The organism is Novipirellula rosea, from assembly GCF_039541335.1.
GTDB lineage: Bacteria > Planctomycetota > Planctomycetia > Pirellulales > Pirellulaceae > Novipirellula > Novipirellula rosea.
Genome location: NZ_BAABGA010000120.1, coordinates 108,579 through 124,983 on the forward strand (window position 1 = coordinate 108,579; position 16,405 = coordinate 124,983).

The 16,405-nt window shown below is 55.7% G+C and carries 14 protein-coding genes; 12 read left to right on the forward strand and 2 right to left on the reverse strand.

Annotated elements, in window-relative coordinates:
- Positions 1-25 precede the first annotated feature (25 nt).
- Positions 26-1,930: a 2-oxoacid:acceptor oxidoreductase subunit alpha gene (locus ABD971_RS32745; protein WP_339942829.1), complete on the reverse strand. Its 1,905-nt coding sequence runs from the start codon at positions 1,928-1,930 to the stop codon at positions 26-28.
- Positions 1,931-2,426: 496 nt separating this feature from the next.
- Here ABD971_RS32745 and rpsB point away from each other — a divergent pair, with 496 nt between their 5' ends.
- From rpsB to ABD971_RS36150, 12 genes are all read left to right on the forward strand, one after another.
- Positions 2,427-3,233 (forward strand): 30S ribosomal protein S2, encoded by an 807-nt coding sequence (gene rpsB, locus ABD971_RS32750; protein ID WP_345327893.1) that lies wholly within the window; start codon positions 2,427-2,429, stop codon positions 3,231-3,233.
- Between the two features lie 127 nt (positions 3,234-3,360).
- Positions 3,361-3,489, forward strand: a complete 129-nt coding sequence (locus ABD971_RS32755; RefSeq protein WP_345327894.1) for a hypothetical protein — start codon at positions 3,361-3,363, stop codon at positions 3,487-3,489.
- A 135-nt stretch (positions 3,490-3,624) separates the two neighbouring features.
- Positions 3,625-4,467: a translation elongation factor Ts gene (tsf, locus tag ABD971_RS32760; protein WP_339942824.1), complete on the forward strand. Its 843-nt coding sequence runs from the start codon at positions 3,625-3,627 to the stop codon at positions 4,465-4,467.
- Positions 4,468-4,681: 214 nt separating this feature from the next.
- A complete protein-coding gene (pyrH, locus tag ABD971_RS32765) occupies positions 4,682-5,452 on the forward strand; it encodes a UMP kinase (protein ID WP_339942823.1) in 771 nt (256 codons plus the stop codon).
- Positions 5,453-5,519: 67 nt separating this feature from the next.
- Complete coding sequence (gene frr, locus ABD971_RS32770; RefSeq protein ID WP_339942821.1) at positions 5,520-6,080, forward strand: ribosome recycling factor; 561 nt, start codon at positions 5,520-5,522, stop codon at positions 6,078-6,080.
- Positions 6,081-6,404: 324 nt separating this feature from the next.
- Positions 6,405-8,027, forward strand: a complete 1,623-nt coding sequence (locus ABD971_RS32775; RefSeq protein WP_345327895.1) for a hypothetical protein — start codon at positions 6,405-6,407, stop codon at positions 8,025-8,027.
- Between the two features lie 148 nt (positions 8,028-8,175).
- Entirely contained in the window at positions 8,176-9,240 is a 1,065-nt protein-coding gene (locus ABD971_RS32780) for a hypothetical protein (protein WP_345327896.1), read from the forward strand.
- Positions 9,241-9,362: 122 nt separating this feature from the next.
- A complete protein-coding gene (locus ABD971_RS32785) occupies positions 9,363-10,109 on the forward strand; it encodes a sugar phosphate isomerase/epimerase family protein (protein WP_339942815.1) in 747 nt (248 codons plus the stop codon).
- A 794-nt stretch (positions 10,110-10,903) separates the two neighbouring features.
- On the forward strand, positions 10,904-12,214 hold the full coding sequence (locus tag ABD971_RS32790) for a sulfatase-like hydrolase/transferase (RefSeq protein ID WP_345327897.1): 1,311 nt from the start codon (positions 10,904-10,906) through the stop codon (positions 12,212-12,214).
- A gap of 183 nt (positions 12,215-12,397) precedes the next feature.
- On the forward strand, positions 12,398-13,129 hold the full coding sequence (locus tag ABD971_RS32795; RefSeq protein WP_345327898.1) for a hypothetical protein: 732 nt from the start codon (positions 12,398-12,400) through the stop codon (positions 13,127-13,129).
- Complete coding sequence (locus ABD971_RS32800) at positions 13,126-14,889, forward strand: hypothetical protein (RefSeq protein WP_345327899.1); 1,764 nt, start codon at positions 13,126-13,128, stop codon at positions 14,887-14,889. Before ABD971_RS32795 ends, ABD971_RS32800 begins: the two co-directional genes overlap by 4 nt.
- Positions 14,890-14,988: 99 nt before the next feature.
- Positions 14,989-15,063, forward strand: coding sequence for a hypothetical protein (locus ABD971_RS36150; RefSeq protein WP_425571417.1), 75 nt, complete (start codon positions 14,989-14,991; stop codon positions 15,061-15,063).
- 256 nt (positions 15,064-15,319) lie between these two features.
- Here ABD971_RS36150 and ABD971_RS32805 read toward each other — a convergent pair whose 3' ends face one another.
- Complete coding sequence (locus ABD971_RS32805; RefSeq protein WP_345327900.1) at positions 15,320-16,402, reverse strand: hypothetical protein; 1,083 nt, start codon at positions 16,400-16,402, stop codon at positions 15,320-15,322.
- Positions 16,403-16,405 lie beyond the last annotated feature (3 nt).

A 16,405-nucleotide genomic window follows, 5' to 3' on the forward strand; every position in this document is an offset into this window, starting at 1 on the left:
GGGGTGGGGGGACGGTTCGCGTCCGTTAACCCGCTTTGCTTCGCACGTCAGCCTTGGACTTGCCACCTTTGGCGGTCGAAACATGCTCTTCGATCGCTTCGACCAACTCGCTAACCGCGAATGGTTTTCCTTGGATTTTGTTGACGCCGATGCAGTCGACCAAGTGCTTCGCTCGCAGCAGCATTCGCAATTGCCCTGTGTTCAACTCGGGCACGATGACCTTGTTGAAGCCCTTCATCAATTCGCCCAAGTTCTTTGGCATGGGGTTGATGTAACGCAAGTGAGCGTGGCTGACCGAGTGGCCTGCGTTGCGGCAGGTGCGAACCGCCGTGTGGCACGAACCGTAGGTTCCGCCCCACGAGATCACCAGGACGTCGCCGCTGGTTTCCCCGTACACGTCTTGGTCGGGAATTCGCTCCGCGATCCGGCTGACCTTCGCTGCTCGCGTGTCAGTCATGTGTTGATGGTTTGCCGGATCGTAGCTGACGTTTCCAGTTCCATCTTCTTTTTCCAAGCCACCGAGACGATGCATCAACCCTTCGGTGCCAGGGATCGCCCATGGACGTGCCAGGTTTTCATCGCGTGCGTACGGCATGAATGGCTCGTCCGGATCGGCACCTTCGGGATGCGTGATCTTGATCTTAGGAAGCTTCGCCACGTCGGGGATCTTCCATGGCTCGCTGCCGTTGGCGATATAGCCATCCGACAGAATCACCACCGGGCACATGCATTCGGTCGCAATTCGCCAAGCTTCGACTGCGATATCGAAGCAGTCGCCGGGCGATCGCGGTGCCAAGATTGGCAGCGGAGATTCGCCGTTACGGCCAAACATACATTGCAGCAAATCGCTCTGCTCGGTCTTCGTTGGCAGCCCCGTACTTGGGCCACCACGCTGAACGTTGATCACGATCATCGGCAGTTCAAGCATCATGCCGAGGCCCATCGCTTCGGCTTTCAGTGCGATCCCCGGCCCGCTGCTGGCGGTGACTGCCATCGTGCCACCAAAGGCAGCTCCGATCGTCGCACAGACCGCGGCAATCTCGTCTTCGGCTTGGAATGTTCGTACGCCAAAGTTTTTGAAGCGAGTCAATTCGTGCAGGATGTCACTCGCAGGCGTGATCGGATAGGTTCCGTAGAACATGTCTTTGCTGCTGAGCTTCGATGCAGCGACCAGTCCCCAAGCGAGTGCTTGGTTGCCCATCATGTTGCGGTAGGTGCCTTTTTCGAGTTCAGCCGCCTCGACTTGATAGCTTTCGCCAAACGCTTCGGTCGTTTCGCCGTAAGCCCAACCGGCTCGCAGGGCCGCTTCGTTTGCCGCCGCGATATCGGGTTTCTTGCCAAATTTGTCTTGGATGAAACGCAGGGTGGGGTCGAGCGAGCGGCCAAATAGCCAGTAGACCAATCCCATTGCAAAGAAGTTTTTGCAGCGATCGGCGATTTTTTGGCTCAAACCATGGGCCGCAACGGCATCGCGTGTCAGTGCGGTCATCGGCACTTTAATGACGCGATACACCTCTTCGATCACGCTGGCGTCCAGCGGGTTCGATTCGACTTTGGCGAGTTTGAACTCTTTTTCGTTAAAGCCATCCTCGTTTGCGATCAGGATACCGCCTTTGCGCAGGTCACCCAAATTGGTGACCATGGCAGCCGGATTCATGACCACCAAGGCGTCAAGATAGTCGCCCGGAGTGAAGATTTCTTCGCTGGCGAAACGGACTTGGAAACCGCTGACCCCAGCCCGGGTGCCCCGTGGGGCGCGGATTTCCGCGGGAAAATCGGGGAAAGTGGCCACGTCATTCCCCGCCAACGCACTGGTGTTGGTCAATTGGGTGCCGAGTAGCTGCATCCCGTCCCCAGAGTCGCCTGCCAGGCGAACGGTAATGCCGGAAACGGTAGATACGTCTTTTAAAGTGGTCGGAGAGGCCGTCATGAGCTTCGCTGGATGCGTAGAAACGCACCTCCATTGGGAATGGATGTATTGAGTGAAGATATAGTGTTTGTATCGATCATTCGGATTCGCAAACTTATCCGAATTCTATATTTTGGGCATCGAAACGTAATGTCCACCTCGACGCTTTCTCTGAAAATAAGACAGAAAAGCAAAAAACGGGTTCTCAACAGCGACATTTTGTCGCCATCAAGTTGCGGAATGACCGCAATATTTTTCGCTACCCCAGACGATAAAACCTACTCCCTTGCTCAAATCTCTCGATTCCGCTAACCTCCGCACTTCGCTTAGCTGCGGCGACTGTCTCTCCGTAGCTTTCTAAACTTGTTTTGCCGCTTGCAAGATGGGACGAAGGGCGTGTGTGGTTGCCACTGTATCGGCAGCCTCGAATGCCCTGGAATTCGCTAGTGAACGTTTTTGCTAGCGATTCTCGTAGCCCGCAGACGGTCCGCTTTCTGAAAAGGAAAAATTTCGCTCGATGTCCACTCCATCAAGTCCAATCGTTCAAGAAATGATCGAAGCCGGTGTCCATTTTGGTCACCGCACCAGCCTGTGGAATCCGAAGATGGCTCCGTACATCTTCGGCCGCAAAAACCAGATTCACATCATGGACATCCGCGAAACCCTTCGCGGTCTGTTGCGAGCTAAAAAATATCTCAGCCAAGTTGCTGCAGGCGGCAGCTTGATCCTGTTCGTGGGAACCAAGCGTCAAGCGGGCGAAGCCCTCGAAGAGCAATCGCTCCGCTGTGGAATGCCCTTCGTCAGCGAGCGTTGGTTGGGTGGAACGTTGACCAACTTCCGTACCATCCGTAGCCGCCTTGGCCGTTTGGAAGAATTGGAAAACATGCGTCAAACCGGCGCGATGGACAACTACAGCAAGAAGATGCAGTCGGCACTGAACCGCGAGCATCGCAAGATGTACCGTAACTTGAACGGCTTGCGAACCATGAATCGCTTGCCCGAGTGCTTGTTCATCGTTGACCCAGGCAAAGAGCGTAACGCGATCCGCGAAGCAAAACGCCTTGGCATCACCACTGTCGCGTTGATCGATACCGATAGCGATCCAACCCAAGTCGACTTGCCGATTCCCGGTAACGACGATGGTATCCGCAGCATCGAATTGATCATGAAGCAACTTGCTGACGCGGTGATCGCGGGCAAGGGACAATCGGCGACCGAAAGCAGCCCCCAACCTCAGCAAACCAAGCCAACTGGCACGGAAGCTGAAATGGTTGCTGCGGCAACCCAATCGGAAGCGGCTCAATCGCCTCAGGCCGAAGGCTAGTTTTCTCAGGACGATTTTTTGGGGGGATCCGGTTTTGGGTCCCCCGATTATGCGGGCTCACATTTTTGGGCCCCTTCCACCGCTTGGCGTGATAGCCGCCCCGATTCGCAATGGACGAAGCGGCTTCATGGCAATCGAGCGTTGTGTGGTTCGCGGCTTGGTCGCAAACGCTTCGGTCCCCGTCATTTTCGCGGCACCGATATCCGCGATCCTGTCCGCACGGTTTCGAGTGGGGGCGATTAAGAAATGGCGATAATCGCGACAAGAGCCCCAAGTCGCTTAATCAAAAATGGCATGTGCCTAAAGCTTGTCGGTGAAGGAGAGCAATTCGACTCTCGCAAGGATCGCAAGCAACAATACAAACTGTTTTTTATACGTTGGAGATGAAGAGATGGCTGATATCACTGCGGCCGCGGTGAAGGCGTTCCGTGAGCGTACGGGATTGCCGATGATGGACTGCAAAAAAGCGTTGACCGAAGCGGGTGGCGACGAAGAAAAGGCGGTTGAGCTACTTCGCAAGAAGGGCCAAGCTCTCGCCGACAAGCGTAGCGACCGCGAAACCGCGTTTGGTCGTTTCGGGCTTTACATCGGTACCGACAAAAAGGTCGGCGCGATGGTTGAGTTGCTGTGCGAAAGCGCCCCTGTGACCACCAACGAGCAGTTCATTCAATTGGCTGCGGACTTGGCTCAGCAGTACGCGACCGGCCCTGGTGCTGCGAACGCTGAAGAATTGCTTTCCCAAGACTCGCCGTCACAACCCGGCACCACCTTGGCAACGCAAAAAGAAGACATGTTCAATCGCATCCGCGAAGTCTTCAAAGTCGGTCGTATGATCCGCGTCGAAAGCACCTGTGGCGGTTACATGCACCACGCCGGAACCACCGCAGGCGTTTTGGTCGAAATCGAAGGCGGCAACGACGATGCAGCCAAAGACGTTTCGATGCACATCGCTGCGATGCGTCCGGAAAGCTTGAGCAAAGACTCGATCGATCCTGCCGTGGTCGCCAGCGAGCGTGAAGTTTTGTTGGAAGCCGCTATCGCGGAAGGCAAGCCACAAAACATCGCCGAAAAAATGGTCGATGGCCGGATGCAGAAGTTCTATGCCGAACGCTGCTTGCTTGAGCAACCGTTTGTCAAAGACGACAAGCAATCGGTGGGCGAATACGCCAAAGCCAACGGCATGACCGTAAAGAATTACTGGCACTGGGTTATCGGCGAAAAAGTCGACGCGTAACCTAGGCTCGATTGCCACCGCTGCGGTGGCGACTGCAAACCGCGATAACCTCGCTTGTCCCCCATCGGACCGGCGAGGTTTTTTCGTATACTTTCCGTTATGCTTAGCACTGGCGGCAAATCGCAATTTCAGTGATTTCTGCGATCCACCCTTAACAATCACGCCCTGGTTTCCAACCCTCTCCGCTTTTCCAAACGCGAAAGTCTTCAACACCATGTCTGACGCTCCCCAGTCGGATGGCTCCGACGTCAACGCTCCCCTGCATTACAAACGCGTCGTCTTAAAACTTAGCGGCGAAAGTCTCGCTGATTCAGGCGGACGTGGAATCAGCGGTGAAGAGTCGGGCGAAATCGCTCGCCAGATCAAGTTAGCGCACGACACCGGCTGTCAAATTGCGATCGTGATCGGCGGCGGCAATATCCTTCGCGGCGCCCAATTTTCCGGCAGCAACTCGATGGTCCACGAAGCAACAGCCCATTACATGGGAATGCTCGCGACGATCATCAACTCGCTTGCCATGCAAGACGCGCTGGAAGCTCACGGATTGCAAACGCGTGTGATGTCGGCGATCCCGACCGACAAGATTGCCGAAACCTTTATTCGCCGCCGAGCACTGCGTCATTTGACACGCGGCCGAGTGGTGATTCTTGCCGCCGGCATCGGTAACCCCTTTGTCACCACCGACACCGCGGCGGCCCAGCGAGCACTTGAGATCGAAGCTGACGTGGTGCTCAAAGCCACGCGTGTCGATGGCGTTTACAGCGACGACCCGGAAAAGAATCCGCACGCCGTGCTGTACGAGTCGCTGACTTATAGCGACGTCATGGAAAAGAACTTGCGAGTGATGGACGCAACCGCGATCGCACTGTGCAGCGAACACAAAAAGCCGATTGTGGTCTTTAACTTTAAGAAGAACGGAAACATCGTTCGCGCTATCTCCGGCGAAAACGTCGGAACTTGGATCGGCGCTGAAAAGAAACAATAACAGCCGCAACCGATACACTGTATTAACTCTAGTCTTCCCTCTGTTACTCCATTCCCAAGGATGCAAGATGTCCAGCGATGATGTGCTTCTCGATGCCGAAGAACGTATGGATAAAGCAATCTCCGTTCTCAGCCATAACTTGTCCGGAATCCGCACAGGACGTGCGAACCCAGGCTTGGTGGACTCGTTGAAAGTCGAAGTCTACGGTTCAGCGACTCCGCTTAAGCAACTTGCTTCGATCGGAACGCCCGAACCCCAGCAGATCGTGATTCGTCCCTATGATGCGGCCACGATCAAAGAAATCGAAAAGGCGATCGTTGCCGGCGATTTGGGGCTGAACCCGCAAAACGACGGACGCATCATTCGCCTGAACGTGCCGCCGCTTTCCACCGAAGTGCGAAAGAAAATGGTTTCGCGGATCAAGGAATTGTCCGAAGAAGCCAAGGTCTCGATTCGCAACATTCGTCGTGATGCCAACAAGGCCATCGATAACTCGGAAAAGGCCAAAGAGATCTCCGAGGACGATCGTGATCGCATGAAGGAAGAGGTCCAAGAATTGACCAAAAAATTCGAAGCGCAAGCCGCCGAGCTCGCAAAAAGTCGCGAGTCCGAAGTACTCGACAGCTAGCATCGCCGCGCTGTGTAGCGAATGCTCACAGTTTTTGTCGATTTTTTGAACGGTGCGGCGAGGAGCCGCCCGGTCCGATGCAAACGTTTTTTCGCTGCAGCAGGACGGCTGGTGCCGCGAACGCGACCAAAGTCGAGGGCATCGGCGGGCTGTCCGAACCGCGGCGGTAAGTGGAGCCAGCGGTGCCGCCGCCGATCGGGTGAAAATCGTGACCACCCACGCGAAGCGAGCCGCCGGGCAGGATAGAATGAGAGGATGGGCTGTTTTGCGAAACGTCCTCTCCACGCCTCCTCTACAACCTCGGCCAAACGCCCCGTGTGTTCCATGCCCTTATCTCTGATCTGTCCTCGCTGTAGCAAGTCGGTCTCGATTCCCGATAGTTCGGCAGGGTTGCGGGTCTCGTGCCCTCACTGTGCTGCCGCGTTTCTGGCTCCCGGATTGAGTGCGACGACCAGCGATGATGCCGATGATTGGTTGACTCTGGATACCGATCCCGTTCCAGCGAACAAACCGTCAACCCTCGAAACCGCGAAGGTCAATCCGCGTCCGTCTTCGCCCGCTACAGCCTCGGCTAACCCCAGCGGAAAAGCGAAGCCGCCTCGATCGGTCAGTCCCGACGAAGACACTTTGCTCGGAGAATTCGCTGCCGAGCTGGACGAGTTTACCTCCACCATCGAATCGGTCCCCAAACCGAAAGCCTCCGCAAGCGGGGACGCAGCACATGGGGACGGGGACGGGGATGATCCGTTTGTCCTTCGCCCGGCGCTATCAAAGCCACCCGTCGGAACGCCTCGCTCCGCACCCGTGATCCCCACGCCGGTGATCCCAACATCGGGGACCCCCGGTGGCGACGACGACGTGATCGAACTTGGTGACGAGAACATCGTTGATGACGAGATGGACCTCGCAGCCGAGTTGGGAACAAAAAAGACGCCAGTCGAGTACGCCACCGAATATCGCGTGCAGTGTATGACGTGCGGTTCACAGCGGATCGTTCAAGCCAGCCAAGCGGGAAAGACGATCAAGTGCAACGATTGCCATTCCCCCATTCGGGTCCGCCAGCCTCCACGCGTGCCCAAAAAAGTCGTGATCGACATGGATAACGCCGCCACGTTTGCCTTCGAGGCATCGCAAGTCTCGTCGTCCGATCGCCGCTCGGATCCCTACCGTAAATCAGCCCAGCAATTACTCGACGAGGCATCGCGAGTCGAAGAAACCGTACAAAGACACGATGACGACATCCCCAGCATCAGCGGATGGTTGGCCGGCATCTTTGGCATTTTTCGCGACCTTGGAGTGCTCGCACACTGGGTCGCATTGTCGCTAATTGCATCGGTGCCCGCGATCGTGGTCTTGGCATCGGAAGTTCGCGTTTTACAGATTGCCTTGGTCCCCGCCGGAATCGTGTTCGGGCTCGTCGTGGTCAGTTGTGGCTTCGCGATTCTGCAGTCGATTGCCAACGGAGAAGAGAAGGTCAGCGAATGGCCTGTGTTTGACCCGATGGGGTGGCTCGAGAATTTGATCGAGGTGTTTTCTGCTGCCGGCTTTGCCATCATTCCCGTCTACGGGATCGCTCAATTTGTGTTTGGGCAATCGCTGCTCACCGCGGCGCTAACCATGCTGTCGCTGTACATTTTCTTTCCCTTTGTTTTGCTGTCGATGCTGGATAGTAATAGTCCTTTGACGCCGTTTTCAGCCGAAGTGGCTCGCAGTGTGACTCGCGCCCAAGAGGCCTGGGGAGGACTTTATTTCACTGCCGCGATTATGTTTTTTGCCTTATTCTTGACTTATGCCGTTTCCTCGACGATGCCCTCTCCGGTTGCAGCAGTGGGAGGCATCTTTTTGACCGTAGGAATGGCGTTTGTTTATTTTGCCATGATCGGTCGCTTGGCTTATGCCATTGGGCAAGAAGTCAGTGAACCGCCCACGACCAAAACTGGCGACTAGGCGAAGTGATTCGTATCGCGAACCCAATGGGGAATTGAAACGAAGTGATTGGGTCCGAAAACGTCATAGGTAAGCCAAAGGCAACTCGTTGTCTAAAACCAGCTCGTTCGTTTAAATCGACGTAAATCATGAGTGCAATTATTTACTGATGCCTAAGATGGCCCCCTACCCGAACGGCGATACGGAACCGGTGGCGACCGAGTTGCCCCCTGCGTCGGTGCCCATTGGAAAGGTGTTGGGGCGTCGCTTGGCTTTGTCGTATTGGGTGCTGTTTGCCACCGCCGCCGTCGCCGGCGTGATCTCGATTGTCGGAAGCGGCCCGGGAAACCGAGACCTCGCGATCGCGTCGCTGCTGGGTATCGTCGTTTGGATCATGGGATGGTCACTGCAAGCAGTGATCTACGCGGGATTCGCGATTCGCCGTGACGTCGTGCTCTCCTTTAGTTTGGTCGGCATCGGATGGCATCAAGGAGCAATGAGTGCCAAGCGAACACTGGTGGCGGCAATCACTACCCTTGTAACGCTGGTGGTCGTCGGCGCAGGACTGATTGCGATCGCAAAGTCGGGCGAATCGGCCACCGCCGCGGCGGAGAGAGGGCTGTTCGCGATCCCTGGATTTGGGATGACGCCCGCCGATTCGATGCTGCACTTTTCGGGGTGGCTTTTCTGGCTGCAAGCAGTGGGGCAACTCTACCCACTTCGGATGACCTTGGGACGGCATTTGATTGCATCAATCATTGTGACGGTCGGTCCCAAGTTGACTCAATCGGTCGCAGCCATCTTGTTGCATCGTATGTTGTTAGGGATCAGTCTTCTGATGGTCGGTATCGCGATCGCAACAATGCGTTTCGATAACCCACTCGTTGTGCCCCGTTGGCCTTTCTTTTTGTTGCTAGCATTTGCATTGTTGCGAACCGCTAGCGTGGCAAGGGCGAGACAGCTGATTGATTCGCTGTGGGAGCGGCACCAGCAGCAGGATTCGGACGAGGAACTGGTACCGCCCGATGGACTGAGCGAGCGATTGCGGGGATGGTTTGCCCGTCGGCGAGCACGGCGAGCGTTACAGCGTGAGCACGATGAAGCGGTCGACGCTACCAAGCTGGATCAGATTCTCGAGCGGCTGCACGAGCAGGGGCCCGATTCGCTGAGTCACGAGGACCGGGTGATTTTGAAGCGAGTCAGCGAATCGCTCAAGAGACACCGCAATTCCTAGAACCATCGCTCCCCAGCGGTGAACGGGGTTTTGCTGGAGCACGTTTTCTTTGTAAGCTGTAAAAAACGAAAAGACCAAGCGTTAAAAACGCACTTGATAGAACAACGGGATAGGATGCTCTTATGATTGTTGCTGCTTCGACAGAATGTTGGCCCGAAATGGAATTGCGTGAAGCAATCGAAGTGCTTCAAGATTTGGAGTTCACTGCGGTCGAAATCGCGCTGCACGAATCGGGGAAAATCAAACCCAGCGACTTGGTGACCGACGTTGATCGGGCGGCTCAGATTTTGCGTAGCTCGCATCGCATGGATATTTCGGGGTACAGTGTCCAGCTCGCATCGACCGGTGATCAGCACTACGCTGACTTCAAAGAGATTTGCCGCATCGCCAAAGCGACCAAGGTCGTCAATATCACCGTTCCGTCAGCCGAACTCGGAACCCCGTTCAACGAAGAAGTCGAACATCTTCAGAAGTTGGTCAAGGTTGCCGAAACCGAAGGTGCCCGGGTGGCGGTCCGCTGCCAATTGGGGTGTCTGAGCGAAGACCCCGATACGCTGATGGTGTTGTGTAACAACGTCGACGGACTTGGCGTAACCTTTGACCCCAGCGTTTACATCGCGGGCAAAGCGAACACCAAGAACTTAGACAAAATTCTGAAGTTCGTCTGCAATGTGCATCTTCGCGACACACGTCCTGATGCATTCCAAGTCAGTGTCGGCCAAGGCGAAGTCGATTATGGCAAGCTCGTCACACAGCTCGAGCGCGAGAAGTACGACCGAGCCCTAACCGTGCATATGTCACCGATCGAAGGGCTCGATCATCGCGTGGAACTAAGGAAGCTCCGCCGTTTGCTGGAAACTTTGGTTTAGTTGCAAACAGGGCGTAGCGAAAGTCGCGAAGACTTTCGGAGCCCCAATCCTTGCTGATCCGATCGTCCACGTTTCGTGGACAAATCATCTATCTCGACGCCTACTTGAAAGCGTACCAGGATCGGATCCGGTACGCGGCGTCATCCGTGGGCATTATTCGTGGGCATTTGCTTTACCGCGTTTTGTTCAGAGGAAACTTGCGGTCGGACAAAACCCAGTCTGTCGGGCACCCACGTGCGAGGATCTTCTTGATCCGCCGCTGGTAATGAGATCCATCTTCTTGGTCTCGGCCCCCCTTCGCCTAGGAAAATAGGCTGCTGAGCCGCAGTTCGAGCGGCCACGATTACCCATAGCGGAAGTCGTCAAGACTTTCGAAAGCATCGGCGGCCAGGGAACGTGCCGGGCGAAGCTGATATGTTATGTACGGTGTGGGGAGCCGCAGATGACGCTCTTTGGCTCGACTCGCCATTGAAGCTTTGACAGCAGGCGAACGCTCCATTTTCTGTCCTCTCCAGCAAACGCTGACCTCCTGACCAACAATTTCCCTCCCTTTTCTGAATGCATCCATGTGCGTGACAAAATCAGTGCCGCTCTCATGCGGGCATCACAATTCTTACTTTGACCAAGACAATGTTGAGGTCGAAAGTAGAGCTGCCGCTAGGCACTCGGGCACTGCCGAATGTCGTCGTGGCACAGCACGGCACCCGAGCCGGCCATGGTGGTTTCTGTGTGTAATGATTGTCGGTTGCACCGCGTGCAGTGTTGCCTCCGCAGTAGAGCGTCCGAATGTGGTGATGATTCTTGCGGACGACCAGTCGTATCGCGATTTCGGCTTCATAGGCAATGCGATCGTGCACACGCCTCGCCTGGATCAACTCGCTGCAAACTCAGCATGTTATGTCAACGGTTATGTCCCTATGAGCGTTTGCAGGCCATCGTTGGCGACGCTGTTGACCGGCCTGTATCCCCATCAGCATGGCATTCACTTTAATCACCCGCCGCCGGGCTTGGCGGCGATGCGTGCGATGTCGGCAGCGGAGTACCATGCGACGCGGGCCACGAGTGACTATCTGATCCAGCGAGTGCCGACGCTGCCTCGAATCCTTGCTCGGCACGGTTACGCCTGTTTGCAAACGGGCAAGCACTGGGAGGGCGATTACCGTACCGCCGGATTTACGGATGGCATGACGCTCGGTCGTCCTGCGGATCGACTCGGCAAAATCACGGGGACTCGCGAACAATCCGGGGGCGAGTGGGTCGCACATGGCAACGGTGACGCTGGCTTGATGATTGGTCGCGAGACGATGCAACCGATCTATGACTTCGTTGATCAGCATGCCGGAAAGCAACCCTTTTTCGTATGGTATGCACCGTTCCTTCCTCACACTCCCTACGATGCACCCGACCGGTTTCGGCGTTTGTACGATGGCAAGGACGTACCGGAGTATCTGTTACCCTACTACGCCGAGATTGCGAGATTCGATGAGACCGTCGGATCGCTGCTTGACCATTTGCAGCGAAAGGATTTGCTGAGCAATACGCTTGTGGTATTTGCTTCAGATAACGGTCTGCGTCCGCACCGGCAGCGGCATGAACAGCAAGATGCTCGGTCCAAGCTTTCGCAGTACGAGGACGGTCTGCGGACACCAATTCTGATTCGCTGGGACGGCCACGTTTCGCCGGCCCAGTATCAATCACTTGTTCGCACTGTCGATCTCGTTCCAACCGTGCTGTCGGCCGTTGGCCTGTCCTCCGAGGTGACACCTCGGATGCATGGCCTGGATTTGATGCCGACCGCACTCGCCGGAGAGTCGCCGCCGGATCGTCCTGCTTTTGGCGCCATTTACCCCAATGATGCGGTAGTGCTGGGACGGCCCTCGCGACACGTCCGTGGACGCTGGGTGCGAGAGGGCGATTTTAAGTTGGTCGTTCCTGGTCCGGCGACTCCCGCTTTATCACGAGCTTTGTTCGACCTCGCTAGTGACCCCGAAGAACGATCCAATCTGGCGGACGATCCCGCTCAAACGGCACGCATCGCCGCGATGCACGCGTTGTTGGACCAATGGTGGTCTGCCACGGAGGACGCCGATGTCACGCAACCTTGATCGCTCTTGATGTCATCCAGTCTTCATTCGTCACTGCGAGCCCCCCTCGCCGTGATGGCTGTTAGAATGGGGGGGCCGTTCGTGACGCTTGTGCCCCGCGGTTGATCCAACGTCACTGGTGGTTGATCCAACGTCACTGTTCGTCTGGACCATTTGCTTCACATCGTTTTGTTGGATTTCCATTTGTTTGCTACGAGCTCACGACCGCTTCGGATCATTCGCATCACGCTGTCGCTCGCAGCGATCGTCGGCTTGGCGGGATCGATTGGATACAGCCGACAACTGGCTCAGCTCCGCCATACGCACGCGGAGTTGCGAGAACAGGTGGGATTGTTGGAGGTCGAAGATCCGACGAAGGTGGCCATCGCGTGTGTTTCTTACTCGGAAGAGGATATCCCACCGGGAGTGGACCAAGCGTATGTGTGGCAGTACCGCATTCACATTCCGGCAAACTATGGTCCGTGTTATAAAACTCAGCGTGGATTGGTGACGGCAGATTCACCGCACGGCCGCGGCAGTTCCGGTGGAAGTTGGAGTGGTTCAAATTCCGAAGCCAAGGAAGTGCTTGCGACGATCGCACTGATTCACGCCGACGGCAAATGGATGTTCTGTCGCACTACCGGAGGCAGTTCCAGTACGGCGACCATGCCCGACGAATTTGGACTCGATGCACTCGAGGATCTCGTCATTGACGTGCCGGTAAAGCCCGAGCACGCCACCCGTACTTTTGAAACCGACGAGGCAATCTGTTTGTTTCGAATCCGTGAAAAGAGTCTTGCGAAGAAGCGAAATGGCGATCCCGAGATCGACTTGTATCAAGGTCTAGTGGTTTACCTCTTCAGCGATAAACATCGCGATGCCTTTGAGGCTTGGGCTCGTGGAAAGGCTGAATCGATGCAGGAAGCCACGCCATGAATCGATCGGATCTTCACACCCCGGTGCAGCCTCGCACTGCGTCCTGCAACGAATCGGCGGCACCCGCGGGAACCGGCCCAACCAAGGGCCGCTGGATGCGATTTGGGCTGCTCGAATTGCTGTTGTTGACCACGGTGGTCGCGACGTGGTTGCCCGTCATCTTTGCTCGGCGTCAAATTCCGATGCTCGAGTCAGAGATCGAGACGATGCGGTTTGCGACAACTCAGTTGATCATTCTTGACGACCAGAAACTAAATGTTCGCTCGTTGCCAAGCATTTGGAACAATATTAACAGTTGGCGATACCACGTGCCGGCGGACTCCGATTTGGAATTAAGGTTAGCGACCGAATCAATCAATAAGGTGGAATTCCCCGCAGACTACCAAGCGGTTGCCTTGCCCGATGGGGAGCACGTGATTCATTTGAAGTGTACGAAGGACGCCACGGGGCACCACAGTGAAGTGTTCATTGATGACGAGCTTGTGTTACAGCAGCATCATCCTGTGACGTGGCTTACGTCCTATGGCAGTTCGAGTACCGGCAGCGTTTCGCGACAATCGACAGCATATCCATTGGACGAGCCGCTCAAGCTAAAAGTACAAAGTTACTCGCTCAAGCATCCGCTGAAAAAGTACGGGGCGATGGACGTGCCCGACGTTTACGACAGCAAGGGAAATTGTCTCTGGATTTCGCCTGCGACCACCGTTCCCGCACCATCGCCCCGATTCTATATTCCGCAGGAGCGACACGGACACGAAGGCATTGGGCACCGCGAAGGGATCAAGGTGATGCGAGCCCATCGATCGAACTTGGTTGGATTGATTGGCATCGTGCCGTCGCTGCGTTCGGTTATGGGGGACGAACTTGGAGGGTATCCGTATTGTCCGCTGGGCATTTCGGTCCGCCCCATCCTTGCCAGCGAAGTGTCTGCTGTCGAAATCCCCGAAGCCCAAGTAAATCTTTCGGATGGGATTCCTGTTTCACTGCGGGAATCGATCGTCTCGCCCACGCAATACGACGAGAGCTATGCACGTGAATTGATTACCGAGAATGCGATTCAGCAAGATGGTACGACGATGCGGATCTTTGCGCACTTCAAGCCATTCCCCTCGGGAGCCAAGCCGATTGTGGAAATCATCTTTGATGCCGCACACCCCGATCGTGTCGGCTTTCTTCCGCATGCAGCCCCAGGTAGTACACCGATCGTGGCATGCCAATTCGTGACACGGTTTGATGCAAGATTCCTGTGGCGTGAAGTCGAGGTGATTCCCGATTCCCAGAACGATTCTGACGCGTCGAGCAATTCGTTGCGTGAACCGCTCTCCGCGTTCTATCCCGATATTGATTTTGCAACGCTTGCGGGCGTCAGCGGGGAGGTCAACGAACCATTTGGCTGGCGAGTGTTACCGGTGAATCGGTTGCCACAAGTCGCCGTGCCCGAAAGTCAACGCGAAATGACGCGATTAAATCTGACGACGGATGTTGCCGACGCAACAAAGTTAACGTACCCAGCAGGACTGAGTCGACATTGGCAATACGAAGGCATTCCGAATCGGCATGTGTGGTGGCTGCCAACCGCCGATGTCCAAAAACAAGACGGAATCACGGTCGAGATTCAGGGCGGAGCAGAATATCCGCAAACCCAGCTACCGATTCCTGGCGGCCCCGTGATTCAGAATGTTCGCATCACGGTGCCAATGTCAGCGAAGAGCCCCGTATGGCTAGAGATTGCTGCAGAGCCAGAACCGAAAGCCGAATAGGCAACGACTCTCAACATAGGGACATAGACTCTCAACACAGGGACATCGACTCTCAACATAGGGACATCGACTCTCAACATAGGGACATCGACTCTCAACATAGGGACATCGACTCTCAACATAGGGACATCGACTCTCAACATAGGGACATCGACTCTCAACACAGGGACATAGCACTTTGCTGAGACTCTCAATGTAGGGACATAGGACTCTCAACGTAGGGACATAGCACTTTGCAGACGTAGATGCTTGTGCCCTGGTAGACTGGTCCTTGGCAAATCGCCGAATGTTTGGCGAAGGTCGACTTCAATCCGATGGGATTCGCGTCCTTACTAACGCCGCGAAGCAAGAAAGTTGGTGACCGGGCGCAACATCATTTATCGGAGAGGATTATCCACTCACTGCACCCCAAAAAAGAGGCAGGTACCTGCTAAGCCAACGTGGTCAGCAGTTCGCGTGCCCGTCGCCGCAAATGATAGCGGCGGTGCGTGCGATGACTTCGCATCGAATCCACACACTCCGGTCGCCCCGCGACCGTACAAAACAACTTGCCAAAGTCGGTGACCAATTCGCACCACGAGGCCGCGTCCAATCCCAATCGCTTCAGTACCGGAGGCACGCTGGCAGGAGTCCGCCCACGTTTGCCCGGCGCCACCTGTCGAGCCGTCCAGTCGAGCATTTGAAGATAGTCTTCAAGCGTCATCGCCAGAAAACCTTTGTCACTGCAACGCTCGCCAGATTCGCTCACGCAGGGGCCGATCGGATCGGATTGTTCATCGATCTGCAGCGGAGCAAGGAAGCTGTTCATTGCGTTCCCCTGAATCGTTGAGCTCGGCTCATCTCCGCCGGTCACATCCTGCGGAGCAGCGGTGATCGCTTGGATTCGCCGCTGCACCGAGGTGTGATCGCTTTGTTCGAGCGTTTCGGCCATCGCGGCTCGAATCGGATTGAGATCCACGTAGGCGGCACAAGCAAGCAGCGATGCTTCGTCAGCAATCCGAGTCGCACGGAAGCGATCTTGGAAAAAATGCCCCGATTCTTCGTCCTCCTGGTTGGCCCGCATAGCGACACGTTGGCAGAGCAGTCGCATCCACCAACTGATGCTGCTGAGTCGCCTGCGAATCTCGGTGCATTTGACCGGACATCCCGCGATCGACTGGATTTCGGGTTCTGTCGGCGGCATCGGCGAACCGTCAGCACTGCGGCGATGCGGACAAATCATCATCCATCGCCGGGCCACTTCCTTGTCATTCCAAGTAGCGACCACATCCGGGCGAGAGCGAAGAATCAAGTGGAAATGGCTCGAGAGAATCGCGAAACCCAGTAAATCTACCCCAAAGGCGGCAGCAAATTGAATGAGTCTCTGTTCGATCCACACTTTGCGATGATCGAAGTTTTTTCCCGAGATTGGATCGTCGCCCATCAAGAAGCATCGCCGGACGGTGCGATTATATGTGTGGGCGATCGCGATTTCATCGGGATCAAAGACTTCCGAGCGTGCCAAGCGGACCATTAC

Coding starts and splice junctions, on each gene's coding strand:
- tsf (WP_339942824.1), top strand. CDS start 3,625: ATGGCTGATATCACTGCGGCCGCGGTGAAGGCGTTCCGTGAGCGTACG.
- ABD971_RS32745 (WP_339942829.1), bottom strand. CDS start 1,930: ATGACGGCCTCTCCGACCACTTTAAAAGACGTATCTACCGTTTCCGGC.
- ABD971_RS32800 (WP_345327899.1), top strand. CDS start 13,126: ATGAATCGATCGGATCTTCACACCCCGGTGCAGCCTCGCACTGCGTCC.
- ABD971_RS32755 (WP_345327894.1), top strand. CDS start 3,361: ATGGCAATCGAGCGTTGTGTGGTTCGCGGCTTGGTCGCAAACGCTTCG.
- ABD971_RS32785 (WP_339942815.1), top strand. CDS start 9,363: ATGATTGTTGCTGCTTCGACAGAATGTTGGCCCGAAATGGAATTGCGT.
- ABD971_RS32805 (WP_345327900.1), bottom strand. CDS start 16,402: ATGGTCCGCTTGGCACGCTCGGAAGTCTTTGATCCCGATGAAATCGCG.
- ABD971_RS32780 (WP_345327896.1), top strand. CDS start 8,176: ATGCCTAAGATGGCCCCCTACCCGAACGGCGATACGGAACCGGTGGCG.
- ABD971_RS32790 (WP_345327897.1), top strand. CDS start 10,904: ATGATTCTTGCGGACGACCAGTCGTATCGCGATTTCGGCTTCATAGGC.
- frr (WP_339942821.1), top strand. CDS start 5,520: ATGTCCAGCGATGATGTGCTTCTCGATGCCGAAGAACGTATGGATAAA.
- ABD971_RS32775 (WP_345327895.1), top strand. CDS start 6,405: ATGCCCTTATCTCTGATCTGTCCTCGCTGTAGCAAGTCGGTCTCGATT.
- pyrH (WP_339942823.1), top strand. CDS start 4,682: ATGTCTGACGCTCCCCAGTCGGATGGCTCCGACGTCAACGCTCCCCTG.
- rpsB (WP_345327893.1), top strand. CDS start 2,427: ATGTCCACTCCATCAAGTCCAATCGTTCAAGAAATGATCGAAGCCGGT.